The 13,012-nt window shown below is 71.0% G+C and carries 11 protein-coding genes and 1 rRNA gene; 4 read left to right on the forward strand and 8 right to left on the reverse strand.

Going from position 1 to position 13,012, the window contains the following annotated elements; genetic code table 11:
- Both rrf and ACFC09_RS30045 read left to right on the forward strand, forming a co-directional pair.
- Positions 1 to 92: ribosomal RNA gene (gene rrf / locus ACFC09_RS30040) — 5S ribosomal RNA — on the forward strand; the annotation flags it as partial.
- 128 nt (positions 93 to 220) lie between these two features.
- Complete coding sequence (locus ACFC09_RS30045) at positions 221 to 793, forward strand: GNAT family N-acetyltransferase (RefSeq protein ID WP_376533482.1); 573 nt, start codon at positions 221 to 223, stop codon at positions 791 to 793.
- Positions 794 to 809: 16 nt separating this feature from the next.
- Here ACFC09_RS30045 and ACFC09_RS30050 read toward each other — a convergent pair whose 3' ends face one another.
- The 8 genes from ACFC09_RS30050 to ACFC09_RS30085 all read right to left on the reverse strand — a co-directional run bounded on the left by ACFC09_RS30050 (position 810) and on the right by ACFC09_RS30085 (position 10,544).
- Positions 810 to 2,300 (reverse strand): type VI secretion protein, encoded by a 1,491-nt coding sequence (locus tag ACFC09_RS30050; protein ID WP_376533483.1) that lies wholly within the window; start codon positions 2,298 to 2,300, stop codon positions 810 to 812.
- A 12-nt stretch (positions 2,301 to 2,312) separates the two neighbouring features.
- A complete protein-coding gene (locus tag ACFC09_RS30055) occupies positions 2,313 to 3,740 on the reverse strand; it encodes an ATP-binding protein (RefSeq protein WP_376533484.1) in 1,428 nt (475 codons plus the stop codon).
- Between the two features lie 14 nt (positions 3,741 to 3,754).
- Complete coding sequence (locus tag ACFC09_RS30060; protein WP_376533485.1) at positions 3,755 to 5,314, reverse strand: SCO6880 family protein; 1,560 nt, start codon at positions 5,312 to 5,314, stop codon at positions 3,755 to 3,757.
- Positions 5,311 to 6,633, reverse strand: a complete 1,323-nt coding sequence (locus ACFC09_RS30065; RefSeq protein WP_376533486.1) for a hypothetical protein — start codon at positions 6,631 to 6,633, stop codon at positions 5,311 to 5,313. The genes ACFC09_RS30060 and ACFC09_RS30065 overlap by 4 nt, the downstream gene beginning before the upstream one ends.
- Positions 6,623 to 7,453, reverse strand: coding sequence for a hypothetical protein (locus ACFC09_RS30070; protein WP_376533487.1), 831 nt, complete (start codon positions 7,451 to 7,453; stop codon positions 6,623 to 6,625). Before ACFC09_RS30070 ends, ACFC09_RS30065 begins: the two co-directional genes overlap by 11 nt.
- A gap of 211 nt (positions 7,454 to 7,664) precedes the next feature.
- Positions 7,665 to 7,973 (reverse strand): hypothetical protein, encoded by a 309-nt coding sequence (locus ACFC09_RS30075; RefSeq protein ID WP_376533573.1) that lies wholly within the window; start codon positions 7,971 to 7,973, stop codon positions 7,665 to 7,667.
- Positions 7,974 to 8,347: 374 nt separating this feature from the next.
- Positions 8,348 to 9,661 (reverse strand): peptidase S8, encoded by a 1,314-nt coding sequence (locus ACFC09_RS30080; RefSeq protein ID WP_376533574.1) that lies wholly within the window; start codon positions 9,659 to 9,661, stop codon positions 8,348 to 8,350.
- A gap of 280 nt (positions 9,662 to 9,941) precedes the next feature.
- Positions 9,942 to 10,544, reverse strand: coding sequence for a TetR/AcrR family transcriptional regulator (locus ACFC09_RS30085; protein WP_376533488.1), 603 nt, complete (start codon positions 10,542 to 10,544; stop codon positions 9,942 to 9,944).
- An 89-nt stretch (positions 10,545 to 10,633) separates the two neighbouring features.
- On the opposite strand from ACFC09_RS30085, the gene ACFC09_RS30090 reads away from it, so the two are divergent.
- Both ACFC09_RS30090 and ACFC09_RS30095 read left to right on the forward strand, forming a co-directional pair.
- On the forward strand, positions 10,634 to 11,554 hold the full coding sequence (locus tag ACFC09_RS30090) for an oxidoreductase (RefSeq protein ID WP_376533489.1): 921 nt from the start codon (positions 10,634 to 10,636) through the stop codon (positions 11,552 to 11,554).
- Positions 11,555 to 11,962: 408 nt separating this feature from the next.
- Positions 11,963 to 12,847 carry a trypsin-like serine peptidase gene (locus ACFC09_RS30095; protein ID WP_376533490.1) on the forward strand — a complete coding sequence of 295 codons (885 nt, stop codon included), beginning with the start codon at positions 11,963 to 11,965 and terminating at the stop codon, positions 12,845 to 12,847.
- The last annotated feature ends 165 nt before the right edge of the window (positions 12,848 to 13,012 follow it).

A 13,012-nucleotide genomic window follows, 5' to 3' on the forward strand; every position in this document is an offset into this window, starting at 1 on the left:
CGCCCGGTTACATTCCGAACCCGGAAGCTAAGCCTTACAGCGCCGATGGTACTGCAGGGGGGACCCTGTGGGAGAGTAGGACGCCGCCGAACTAAATGTGAGAGAGACCCCCAACTCTGGTCGTAAGACCTGGAGTTGGGGGTCTCTTGCGTTTGCGTGCCGGACACGGATACCGAATATGGGATGAGGGGTCCGGTGGTCCGGTACTACCGTTGCCTCCATGAGTGTCCAGGTCGGGGATGATTATCTGATCCGGGCCATACGGCCCGATGAATGGGCGACCGTGCGGGGGCTGCGCCTTGAGGCGCTGCGGGATCCCGTTGCCCGGCTTGCCTTTTTGGAGACGTATGAGCAGGCCGTCGGTCGGCCTGACGTCTTCTGGCAGGAGCGGGCGGCTCAGAGCGCCGAGGAGGCGGGCGGGGCGCGGCAGTTCGTGGCCGTGGCAGCGGACGGGGCGTGGGCCGTCTCGCTCACCGTGCTGATGGAGGAGGCCGGCACCACGGACTGGGCCGGAGAGGCCGTGGATCGCCGGCAGGGGCATGTCGTCGGGGTGTTCGTGCGGCCCCGGCACCGTGGACGCGGGCTGATCGAGGCGTTGTTCGCGGTCGGCGTCGAGTGGGCCTGGGAGCGGGGGGCCGAACGGGTGCGGCTGTTCGTGCACGAGGACAACGGGCGGGCCCGGGGTGCTTACCGGAAGGCCGGGTTCGTACCCAGTGGGGTGACCACGGAGATGGTCGAGGGCGAGGGACGAGAGCTGGAACTCGTCGTGGAGCGTGCGGGAGGGCGCGGGTGAGCCTGACCGGCTCGGCTCAGACCGGTAGTTCGTGGTGGGGCCAGCGGGCGCGGCCCTGTTCGCGGGAGCGGAGGAGGGCCAGCGTAGGCAGGCCCTGGGCCGCCCCGGTGGCGAGCAGGTCCGGGAGCTGAGGCAGCGGCGCCACGGCCGCGACGTCGTCGAGGACGAGGGTCAGTGGTGGGTCGAGCCGACCGGAGGATGACCGTTCGGCCATGCGCCGGCCGTGCTCGACCACGCTTGAGACGAGGGCCGTCAGGAGCGGCATCGCGCCCGGAGCGGTCCTGGGGTCCTCGATGGATTCACCGACCACATAGAGCGTGCCCCCTTCGTCGACGAAGGAATCCAGGGCGAGTGCATCACTTCGGTTCGGGGTGCACGACTCGCGGATGTTGACCGTGGAGAGCGCGGCGAGAGCGCGACTCGTCAGTTCCTGGGCCATGTCGCGGCGTTCGGCGTGGGCGGTGAGGGCGGCTTCGAGTTCACCGGCTGCGCCGGGGGCCGCCTTGGGGTTGGTGCGCAGGGTGCGTACCGCGTCCTGGATCTGGGTGCCCTGGGTCCAGCGGTGGACGTGCCGGATGGTGCGGCCGTCGATGGCCGCCGCGTGCAGATAGCTGCGCAGGAGCGTCTCGGCCGTGTCCGCCAGGGCCTGGTCGAGTTTGGCCGTGGGCCTGACCGGGGCGAGCAGGGCGGCGGCCCGTTGCACGGCCGTCTGCTTGTCCTCGCAGCCCGTCGTGGGTGGCCAGTGCAGGCGGGCCGGTGTGTCGCAGCGGTGCGCGGGGTCGTAGAGGTGGGTGGGGCCGAGTTTGGCGCGGACGTCCTTCGTCTCCGACCAGACGGCCGGGTTGGACGTGACCACGAGGACCGGGCCCTCCGCGTCGCGTACGGTCCGGGCGGCGGTGGCCTGGCGGATCGCGGGTTCGGCGTAGAGCACCGGGCCTTCGGTGCGGGGCTGTTGCCACCCGGGGGATTCCGTGCCGACGGCCGCGGGGGCGGGCGCGGGGGTGTCCTGGGGTGTCGGTTCGCTGCGGGGTACGGGGACTTCGTGCCGGGTGTCGGGGGCCGGGACGGGCAGTGGTTCCGGTACCCGTCCCGGTGTGGCGGGCGCGGGAGGTGCGGCGGCGGTGTTCTTGGCTTGGCGGCGCCGGGCGCGGCCCGCCCGCCAGCGGGCCGTGGTGCCGATCACGAAGACGGTGAGGACGAACAGCACCATCAACTGGCCGATGAACAGCCCCCAGAACAGCCCATACCCGGACAACTGCTCGGGTGGTGTGCGGGGCCAGGCGGCGGCGAGGTCGCGCGGCGCGGCGATGAGCTGCCGCATCGCCAGCGGCGTACGGGTGACGGTGACGTCGGACGGCCAGGAGCCGCGGGCGAACAGGCCCGCCAGGCCCGTGGCCGACCACACCAGCACGGTCATGCCGAGGAGGAACGCGAGTATGCCCACCAGCAGGCCGTCGGAGACGCCTCCCTGGCCGTCCCGGCGGCGGTCCGGCTCGTCGCGCTTCATCTCAGTCTCATCTCATGCCACCGTCGATTCGGACGATCCGTCCAGGTCGCCGAGGTGCTGTTCCACGAAGGCCGCCGCTCGCTGCTCCGCCTCCAGTTCGGCGGCGCGCAGCACCTCGTCGTCGGCGATGAGGTCGCTGGACGACTCGGTCATGGCGCGGTCGGTGAAGACCAGGGGGCGTTCCGTCTCCGTGACCAGGTGTTTGACGACCTGGACGTTGCCGTTGACGTCCCAGACCGCGATGCCCGGGGTGAGGGTCGGGATGATCTCCACGGCCCAGCGGGGCAGGCCGAGGACGCGGCCGGTGGCGCGGGCCTCGTCGGCCTTCTGGGCGTAGATGGTGCGGGTCGAGGCCATCTTCAGGATCGCCGCGGCCTCCTTCGCGGCGGCGCCGTCCACGACGTCGGAGAGGTGGTGGACGACCGCGACGAAGGACAGGCCGAGGCGTCGCCCGAACTTGAGCAGCCGTTGGAAGAGCTGCGCGACGAACGGGCTGTTGATGATGTGCCAGGCTTCCTCGACCAGGAAGATGCGTTTCTTCCGGTCGGGGCGGATCCAGGTGTGCTCCAGCCATACGCCGACGATCGCCATGAGGATCGGCATGGCGATGGAGTTGCGGTCGATGTGCGACAGGTCGAAGACGATCAGCGGGGCGTCCAGGTCGATGCCGACCGTGGTGGGGCCGTCGAACATGCCGCGCAGGTCGCCGTCGACCAGTCGGTCGATGACCAGTGCCACGTCCAGGCCCCAGGCCCGTACGTCGTCTATGTCGACGTTCATCGCCTCCGCCGACTCCGGTTCGGGGTGGCGGAGCTGCTCCACGATGTCGGACAGCACCGGCTGGCGTTCGACGATCGTCTCGTTGACGTAGGCGTGGGCGACCTTGAGGGCGAAGCCGGAGCGTTCGTCCAGGCCGTGTCCCATCGCGACTTCGATGATCGTGCGGAGCAGGGCGAGCTGGCCGGTCGTGGTGATCGACGGGTCGAGCGGGTTGAGCCGGATGCCGTGGTCCAGGGCGGCCATCGGGTCCAGCCGGATCGGCGTTATCCCCAGCTCCTGGGCGATGAGGTTCCATTCGCCGACGCCGTCCTCGCCCTGTGCGTCCAGGACGACGACCTGGCGGTCGCGGAACCGGAGCTGGCGCAGGACGTACGTCTTCTCCAGCGCGGACTTGCCGTTGCCGGACTCACCGAGGACCAGCCAGTGCGGGGCGGGGAGCTGTTGGCCGTAGAGCTGGAAGGGGTCGTAGATGTAGCCCTTGCCGGAGTACACCTCGCGGCCGATGATGACGCCGGAGTCGCCGAGGCCGGGGGCGGCGGTCGGGAGGTAGACCGCCTGGGCCTGGCCCGTGGACGTGCGCACCGGGAGTCGGGTCGTCTCGACCTTGCCGAACAGGAAGGCCGTGAAGGCGTCCGTGATGGCGGACATCGGGTCCCGCATCAGTGCATCAGCCCCTACCTTCGGATTCCGGTGGCGAACGGGAGGGTGTTCACGAAGGCCCGGTGGTGCTCGCGATCGCACCACTCCAGCTTCAGGTACGACTTGCCGGCCGAGGCCCTTATGGTGCGCTTGTCGCGGGCGAGGGCTTCGGGGGTGCGGGCGGAGACGGTGATGTAGCCGACCAGGTTGACGCCGGCCGCGCCGCTGGCCAGGTCCTCGCCGCGCTGGTCGAGGCGGTTGTGGGCGGCGATGTCGCGCGGGTCTACCGTGCGGTTCATCTTGGCGGCGCGGCTGGCCTCGGCCTCGTCGTTGGTCTTCTCGGTCAGCATCCGCTCGATGGCGATCTCGGTGGGTTCGAGGTCCATGGTGACCGCGACGGTGCGGATGACGTCCGGGGTGTGGACGAGCAGCGGTGCCAGGAAGTTGACGCCGACCGGGGTCATCGGCCACTCCTTGACCCAGGCGGTGGCGTGGCACCAGGGTTCGCGGGTCGCCGACTCGCGGGTCTTGGCCTTGAGGTGGGTGGGCTCCATGGCGTCCAGTTCGGCCGGCCAGGCGTTGCGTTTCGTCATCGCCTGGAGGTGGTCGATCGGGTGGTCCGGGTCGTACATGGAGTGGACGAGGGAGGCGAGCCGGCCCTGGCCGAGCGGCTGGCGCACCCGGATGTCGGCCTCCTGGAGCCGGGAGCAGATGTCGGTCAGCTCGCGGGCCATGACGACGGCGAGTCCGGCGTCCCGGTCGAGGCGGCGGCCGGCCTGGGGGCGGGCTGCGCGGGCCATGGCGTGGGCCTCGGCGGCCAGTTCGCGGGAGTAGTGCATGCAGGCGACGAGGTAGGCGCGGTGCTGCTCGCTGCTGGTGGAGACCATGGACTGGAGCTGCTCGTAGGAGCGGGTCAGCCAGGGGAGTGCCTTCTCGTCGCCGCGCTGGGCGACGTCCTTGGCGTGCGCGTCCGGGTCGGCGGGCAGGGTGCGGGCGAGCATCTGGAGCCGGGTGACGAAGCCGTCGCCGTTGGCCACGTGCTTGAGCAGTGTGCCGAAGCGGTCGACGAGGGCTTCCTGGTCCTCGGAGTCGCGCAGTCCGACGCCGGGGCCCTCGATCTCGATGGCGGCGGTGACGGTCTTGCGGTCGGCGTGCAGGAGTACGGCGATCTCGTCGGGGCCGAAGGGGGCGGCGAGCCAGTTGATGCGTCCGATGCCGGGGGGCGGGCCGATCTCGACCTCGCGGCCGTCGAGGCGGGTGCCCGCCTCCATGGCGGCGGAGCGGTAGACGGTGCCCTGGCGCAGGGTGCGCTTGTAGCTGCGGTTGATCTCGAACCACTTGTAGAAGGTGCGGTGCTTGTACGGCACGTAGACGGCCCCGAGCGCGAGCAGCGGGAAGCCCATCAGCAGCACGATCCGCAGGGACAGGACGGGGACCAGGAGCCCGCACATCATGCCCAGGAACGCGCCGAAGATGATGAGCGCGATCTCGCCGGTCTCTCGGTTGCGGCCGATGACCGCGTTCGGCCGGGCACGGCCGATGAGATACGTACGGCGGGGCGTGACCGGATGGGACAGGTGGGACTCGGTCGTCAACGCCCTTCACCTCCCGAGCGGTTGTTGCGGTTGTTGCCGGCGTGCGGGGTCTTCGCCGGGCTGGGGGAGCGCGGCGCGGGTGCGGCGGAGGGGACAGATCCGCCGCCACCGTTCGGGGTGCGCGTGCTGTGCGCGGCGACTCCGCCGGAGACCGGGTTGGCCGGGCGGGCGGCGGAGCCGGACTGGCCGCCGGCCCCGCCGCCCCCGTTGCTGTCGGCGCGGGCGCTGTGGGTCCTGATGCCCTGGGCGACCAGGTTCGCGGGGGAGCTGATGACGGCTGCGGCCTTGCCCTCGGCGCCCTGCATGATGCGGTTGTTGCGGGAGGCGGCGATCTCGTCGCCGAAGCCGGGGACGAAGCGGTAGATCATCGCGCTGGCGAAGATGGCGAGCAGGATGATGGCCAGTCCGGAGACGACGGCGGAGAACGCGTCCGGGCCGCCGTCCGCGGAGAGGGCGCCGGCCAGGCCGAGCACGATGACGATGACCGGTTTGACGAGGATGACCGCGATCATGACGCCGGCCCAGCGGCGTACGTGGCCCCACAGGTTCTTGTCGACCAGGCCGGCGTAGACGACGGTGCCGAGGAGGGCGCCGACGTAGAGCAGGGCGGCGCGGATGACCAGTTCCAGCCAGAGGATGCCGGCGGCGAGGATGGAGACCAGGGAGACGACGATCAGCATGATCGGGCCGCCGCCGATGTCGGTGCCCTTGTCCAGGGCGCCGGCGAAGGTGCCGAAGAAGGTGTCGGTCTGGTCGCCGGTGGTCTTCGCCAGGACGTCCGTCACGCCGTCGGCGGCCGAGACGACGGTGTAGAGGATCAGGGGGGTGAAGGCGGAGGCCAGCACGGTGAGCCAGAGGAAGCCGACGGCTTCGGACAGGGCGCTGGTGAGCGGGACGCCGCGGACCGCGCGCTTGGCCACGGCCAGGAGCCACAGCAGGAGGGTGAGGATGGTGGACGCGGCGAAGACGACCGCGTACTGCTGGAGGAACTTGGGGTTGGTGAAGTCGACGTTCGCCGTCTCCTTCACCGCGCCGCCCAGCTTGTTGATGGTCCAGGAGGCGGCGTCGGCGCAGCCCTTGGCGAGGGAGGAGAGGGGGTCGAGGGTGGAGGTGAGGGGGTTGCTTGAGCCGGATCCGCCGGACTTGTCGCCTTGTTCGCAGTAGTCCTTGGCGGGGCCGCGGATCAGGTCGCAGGCGCCGTTCGACGGGCTCGGGTCGGGGCTGGGGGCGGCGACCGCCTGGGTCGCCAGCAGCACCGCGGTGGTCTGTACGGCTGCCAGCGCGGCCGTGACCTTGAGGAAGCGGTGGTTAGCGCGCATACGTGAACCCTCCGTACCCCTCGACAGCCTTCGTCATGTCGTCGGCGGTGGACGCCTTCTGGTCGCGGCCGACCGGGACCGGGCCGTCCTTCTGCTGGAAGTCGGTGACCTTCCAGTCGTCGGCGACCCACTTCAGTTCGTAGGTCGTGGTGTACCAGCTCTCGGACACCGGGTTGGTCGAGGCGCCGCCGGACAGGCCGAAGAGGGACGTGTACCAGACTTCGACGGTGGCGGTGTCGGCACCGGACGACGTGACCTTGGTGCCCACCGGGATGATCCGGGAGACGAAGGTCTCGCCCCGTGGGGCGCTGCCGTCCTTGGTGAGGCCGATGTTGGCCAGGAACGACTCATCGGCGTAGGCGCTGTCCAGGGCGGATTGTCTGCCGGCTGCGATGTCGGGGGCGTAGACGGTGTTGACGATCTCGTGTCGCCGGGCCCTGTCGAACATTTCGGCCGAGCCCAGCGCCACCGCGTAGTTGGCCGCCGCGCTCTGTGCTCCCTGTTCGGTGTGGGGGAAGCCGGTGGGGATGCCGGACGTCTTCGACCGGACCGGGGTGTCGCCCGTCGCCGCGGTCGCGGAGGTGGCCGGTTTGTCGCCGGAGTTGTCGGCCGAGGAGCCGTTCTTGCCGTCGCCGCGGTTCGCGAAGGCGATGGCGGCGATCAGCAGGACGACGACGCCGACGACCGTGACGAGGCCGCGGGAGGAGGAGCGGCCGCTTCGGCGGGCGCCGCCGTAGGGGTCGCTCTCGGGGAGCCGGGTGCGGGTCTGGCCGGTGTCGGCGTAACCGCCGGAGGGGTCGTTCTCGTCTCCGGGACTCATGCCGCGTACGCCCCCTCGATGTCGTACAGGAAACCCTGGTTCCGGACCGCGTGGAAGTACGACGGTAGCCGTGCTGGTTCCCGCGCGGGCGCGGTGTGGTGAGTCGACATCAGGGAAACGCAACCTCAGCCGGTGGGCACTGCGGGCGGGTGGGGTAGGGGGTACCGGGCGCGCCCGGGGCGGACAGGGAGGTGGGACGGGGGGTGTCCGGTCAGACGGCCATGCCGTACACGATCGTGAACAGGGTGCCGAGTGAGCCGATGATGAAGACCCCGGTCAGACCGGCGACGATGAGGCCCTTGCCCTGTTCGGCGCTGAAGGTGTCCCGGAGGGCTGTCGCGCCGATGCGCTGCTTGGCCGCACCCCAGACGGCGATGCCGAGGCAGATCAGAATGGCGACGGCCATCACCACCTGGATCATCGTCTTCGCCTCGTTGCCCAGGCTGCCGAAGGGGCCCCAGTCCGGAGCGATCCCGCCGATGATGGTGTTGATGTCTCCTTTGTCGGCCGCGAAGAGCATGTAAGTCACCGCCCCTGGTGGGTAGTTCCGCTATCCCCTGCGGTGTGCAGAGGTCAGACCTCATTGTCGCCGACGATGACGCTGTCGCATGTCGACTTGACGTCATTGGTTGGCGGGTTTCGTACGAATACCTCGTACGGTCACTCTGTGTATCACGGCAGGTCACGCCGGGCAATGAGGCCTGAGCGGAACCTGTCGTGCAGTTCCCTCGTTGACCCCTTTTACGACCTGGCGCGGTTGGTGACGGCCGGTCGGGTGAGAGGTCGTCACGATGTTCTCACGCGCGGGGAGATGGGCGGGGGCGGCGGCCGGGGTGCGGGCGGGGATGACGGAGGGGCCCCGGCGGGTGCCGGGGCCCCTGGGCGCGGTCGGGTTCAGCCGGTGAAGGCCGAGACGCCCTGCGGGGTGCCCACGCCGGTCGGGCCGTCGTAGCCGGACTGGGCGGTGCACAGGTAGCTGGGGCTGCACGAGCCGTTGTTGCCGCTCGTCACGTCGTTGAGGGCCGAGGTGCCGGCCTTCGCGTACGGGAAGGAGGCGGGGGAGCTGCCGCTGGAGGGGGTGCCGGCGAGGGCGTAGACGCCCGCGATGATCGGCGACGAGGCGCTGGTGCCGCCGAACGTGTACCAGCCGGCGGTGATGCCGTAGGAGTCGTAGACCGAGACGCCGGTGGCGGGGTCGGCCACCGCGGAGACGTCCGAGATCGTGCGCTTGGTGCAGCCGGTGTCGGTCTGCCAGCTCGGCTTGGCGTCGTAGGCGGAGCAGCCGGAGCCGGTCCCCTCGGTGCTGTTGGTCTTCCAGACGGACTCGGTCCAGCCCCGGGTGGTGGAGGACTTCGAGAGGGCGGTGCCGCCGACGGACGTCACGTAGCGGGAGGCGGCGGGGTATTCGGCGCCGTAGCCGCTGTCGCCCGCGCTGACGGTGATGGCGACGCCGGGGTGGTTGAAGTACGAGGAGTCGTACGACGTGTCGGCGGAGGACTCGCCGCCGCCGTAGCTGTTCGACACGTACTTCGCGCCCAGGGTGACGGCGCGGTTCACGGCGGTGCCGAGGTTGGCCATGGTCGGCGTGGTGGCCTCGACGAGCAGGATCTTGCAGTTCGGGCAGATGGCGGAGGCCATGTCGAGGTCGAGGGAGATCTCCTCGGCCCAGCCGGCGTCGGCGGACGGGAGGGAGGTCGTCGAGCCGGTCTGGCTGACCTTCTTGAAGCAGCCGTTGGCGGTGGTGCAGGCGGTCAGGCCGTAGTTCGAGCGGTACTTGGCGAGGTCGGCCTCGGCGTTCGGGTCGTCGTACGCGTCGACGATCGCGATGGTCTCGCCCGCGCCGTTGGAGGCGGCGGCGGAGGTCAGGCCGTAGGCCGACTGGAGGTCGGAGGGGCCGTAGCCGGACGGGGCGGCGGCGTCGACGGCCTGGGGGGTGACGCCGTCCGCCGCCGCCTCGGCCCGCTGGAAGGCGGTGACGCCGCCGGTGACCCGGAGCGCCTTGCAGGCCATCCGGCCCTTCGCGGGGGTGGCGCAGGCGTTCGTCCAGGTGACCTTCGCCTGCGTCGAGGTGCTCGCGGCATCGGCGTGGGCGGCGGTGCCGAGACCGGCGAGGACGAGTCCGACGGCCGCGGCGACCGCGGAACCTGTGCGGCGCCATCTGCCCTGTGCCGCGGCTCTGTTGCCGGGAGTCGTGCGCGGGTGGGTCATTCGCATCGTGCAGCCTCCTGGTGCTTCGGTGTGGGGGTGGAGCAGGAGCGGTACGTGCGGGTGCGGCGCCGCCGGTGCGAGGCGCCGACGGCGGACGGCGGTCCGGTACGACCCTTCCTTGTTGGGTACGCGACAACACCTGACGGTCGGAATCCTGACTTCCGCCATACCGAAGCGGGGGTGCGCGTTACGTCCCGATGGCGCCCGGATGGGACGCGGGTGGTTGCGGCTTTGCGCAACTCACAGGATGAGTGGGGGAGTTACCGGGCGAGGGGGAGGGTCAGCGGGGGCGCAGTCCGTGCATGAGGTGGTGGACGGAGTCGGCGATGCCGGCCAGGGTGGCCTCCGCGTCCAGGGCGCCGATGGCGACCAGCGCGGCGAGGCCGTGCAGGTTCGCGGCGGCGACCAGGCTGAGCCGCTCGGGATCGCCCGGCACGATCTCCCCCCGCTCCTGGGCCTCGGTGAACACCTGGATGAGGGACCCGAAGGACCGCTCGGCGGCGGCGGCGAGCAGGGCCGAGCTGTCGGGGTCGTGCTTGCGGGTGAACATCAGCTCCAGCAGCTCGGGATTGCCGATGGCGAACCCGAGGTAGGCGCGGCCGAGTTCGGCCAGCCGCGGTTCGAGCGCGGGGCCGGGGCGGTCGGCGGCCTCCAGTGCCTGGGCCAGCCGCTCGTATCCGGTGAGCGCCAGGGCGTCCAGCAGGGCTTGCTTGTCCTTGAAGTGCCGGCCCGGTGCGGCGTGGCTGACGCCGGTCTCGCGGGCCAGCTCGCGCAGTGACAGTGCGGCGGCCCCCCTCTCCCGCAGGGTGCGCTCGGCGCTGGTCAGGAGTGCGGCGCGCAGGTCTCCGTGGTGATACGGGCGGGTCGGGGGCATGCCTGCCATCCTAACTCGATGTTGACGATGCCATCTTTGTTGGCGCCGCCACTATTGTTGTCGTTGACATCATTGTTGGCAGTGCCTACTTTGGGGGCATGGCTGAGACGACTGACAAGACCGGATGGGACACGACCCGTCTTCCCGACCTCACCGGCCGGCTGGCCCTCGTCACCGGCGCCAACAGCGGCATCGGGTTCACCGCCGCGGACGCGCTGGCCCGGGCGGGCGCGCACGTGGTGTTCGCCGTCCGGGACGTGGCGCGCGGCCGGGCCGCCGCCGCGCGGGTGCCCGGCCGCACCGAGGTGCGCCGCCTGGACCTGGCCGACCTCGCCTCCGTACGCGAGTTCGGCGCGAATTGGCGGGATCCGATCGATCTGCTGATCAATAACGCCGGCGTGATGATGCTGCCCCCGCAGCGGACCAGGGACGGCTTCGAGATGCAGTTCGGCACGAACCACCTCGGGCACTTCGCGCTGACCAACCTGCTCCTGCCGTACGTCACCGACCGCGTGGTCACCGTCTCTTCCGGCGCCCACCGCTGGGGTCGTGCGCGGATCCGCTTCGACGACCTGAACTTCACCCGCGGCTACACCCCGCGCGGCGCCTACGCCCAGTCCAAGCTGGCGAACCTGTTGTTCACCCTGGAACTCCAGCGCCGCCTCGCCCTTGCGGGCTCCCGGGTCCGCGCCCTCGCGGCCCACCCCGGTTACGCGGCCACCAACCTGCAGAGCCACACGGGGAACCGGTTCATCCACACGTTCCTGCTGGTCGGCAACCGGTTCTTCGCCCAGGACGACAGGGGCGGAGCCCTCCCCACCCTCTACGCCGCCACTCAGGACCTGCCCGGCGCGAGCTACGTCGGTCCGGGCGGGCTCGCCGAGATGCGGGGAGCGCCGACGCTGGTGGGGCGTTCGAGCGCGGCGAGCGATCCGGCCACCGCACGGCGCCTGTGGACGGTGTCGGAGGAACTGACGGGGGTGGAATTTCCGTTGGGGGCCGGGGTGCTGGGGGAGTGATCCGAGGCGGGGGAGTGACCGGCTCCGGGGCGGGCATCCGGGTCGGGCATCCGGGTCGGGCATCCGGGTCGGGCGGGGATGGGTACCGGCACGGGAGACCGCCGCGGGCCGGTCCGGGGAGTGCCGTGCGCAGGGGTACGCACGCGGGCCGCGTACCCCTACGGTCCTGAGGTCGGGTCGGCCCTACGGTCCTGAGGTCGGGTCGGCCCTACGGTCCTGAGGTCGGGTCGGCCCTACGGTCCTGAGGACGGGTCGGCCCTACGGTCCTGAGGACGGGTCGGCCGTACGGTCCTGAGGTCGGAACGGGCCCGGCGGCCGGGCGGCGAGCGGGGGCGGGCCGAAGCTCACAGGAAAAACTGAGCCAAGACGGGGACCGATTCTCACCTTCGTCGGACAAAGTGGGGCCTGATGAAGCGCACCCCTGGCATCTCGTACATCTCACGCATCTCGGGCACCTCCGGCGCGTCGTCCGTGGCTCTGTTCGGAGCCATGGTGCTGCTGGCCGTCATGTCGGCCTCCGCGGCCGCCGTCGACGCCGGGCCCGGGCCCTTCGGCGTGACCGTGACGGCTGCCGCGGACGCGGAGAGCGCGCGGGTCGGGGCGCTGTTTCCGGCCGACCGGGTGTCCCCTCTCGTCAAGGGCCATTACTGCACCGCCTCCGTCGTGCACAGCCCGCAGGAGGACCTCATCGTGACGGCGGCGCACTGCGTGGGCGGGGACAGGTCCGACCTCGTCTTCGCGCCGGGTTACCGGGACGGGAAGGCGCCGTACGGGCTGTGGAAGGTCGGCAGGCGGTACCTGCCGGACCGGTGGTCCCAAGGGCAGGACGAGGACAGCGACGTGGCCTTCGCGGTCGTGGCGGAGCAGGCGGACGGCGAGGGGAAGGGCAAGGAGAAGGCGGACGGGGAGAAAGACGCGGACAAAAGGGACGGGGAGAAGGGGGACGGGACGGGTGCGGGGGAGCGGGTCGAGGCTGTGGTGGGGGCGAACCGGCTGGTGACGGGGATGGCGATCGGAGCGACCGCGGTGACCGTCACCGGCTATCCCGACTCCGGCGAGGTGCCGATAAGTTGCTCCAACCGGCCGTCCGCGCAGAGCCGTACCCAGCAGCGCATAGCGTGTCCCGGCTTCACGGGTGGCACGAGCGGCAGCCCCTGGGTCGACGGGAACCACGAGGTCGTCGGCGTCCTGGGCGGGCACGAGGAGGGGGGCTCCACCCCGGACGTCTCCTACAGCGTGGCCCTGGGGGCGGAGGTGGCGGAGCTGTACCAGGACGCGGTGCGCGGCGGGTGACGCGGGGGCCGCGGGTCGCGGACGCCGACCGCCGCCGACGAGGACGGCGGTACGGCGGCTTCGGTCGTCCGGCCGTGCCGCGGGAGCATCGGCCGTGCCGCGGGACCGGTCGGCCGTGCCGCGGGACCATCGGTCGTACCGCGGACCGTCGGTCGTGGCGGGGCT

The organism is Streptomyces sp. NPDC056161, assembly GCF_042268025.1.
Lineage (GTDB): Bacteria > Actinomycetota > Actinomycetes > Streptomycetales > Streptomycetaceae > Streptomyces.

Bases quoted from the DNA above. Each gene is read 5' to 3' on its own strand.
- ACFC09_RS30045 (WP_376533482.1), top strand. From the start codon at position 221: ATGAGTGTCCAGGTCGGGGATGATTATCTGATCCGGGCCATACGGCCC.
- ACFC09_RS30050 (WP_376533483.1), bottom strand. From the start codon at position 2,300: ATGAAGCGCGACGAGCCGGACCGCCGCCGGGACGGCCAGGGAGGCGTC.
- ACFC09_RS30055 (WP_376533484.1), bottom strand. From the start codon at position 3,740: ATGCGGGACCCGATGTCCGCCATCACGGACGCCTTCACGGCCTTCCTG.
- ACFC09_RS30065 (WP_376533486.1), bottom strand. From the start codon at position 6,633: ATGCGCGCTAACCACCGCTTCCTCAAGGTCACGGCCGCGCTGGCAGCC.
- ACFC09_RS30070 (WP_376533487.1), bottom strand. From the start codon at position 7,453: ATGAGTCCCGGAGACGAGAACGACCCCTCCGGCGGTTACGCCGACACC.
- ACFC09_RS30075 (WP_376533573.1), bottom strand. From the start codon at position 7,973: ATGCTCTTCGCGGCCGACAAAGGAGACATCAACACCATCATCGGCGGG.
- ACFC09_RS30080 (WP_376533574.1), bottom strand. From the start codon at position 9,661: ATGACCCACCCGCGCACGACTCCCGGCAACAGAGCCGCGGCACAGGGC.
- ACFC09_RS30085 (WP_376533488.1), bottom strand. From the start codon at position 10,544: ATGGCAGGCATGCCCCCGACCCGCCCGTATCACCACGGAGACCTGCGC.
- ACFC09_RS30090 (WP_376533489.1), top strand. From the start codon at position 10,634: ATGGCTGAGACGACTGACAAGACCGGATGGGACACGACCCGTCTTCCC.
- ACFC09_RS30095 (WP_376533490.1), top strand. From the start codon at position 11,963: ATGAAGCGCACCCCTGGCATCTCGTACATCTCACGCATCTCGGGCACC.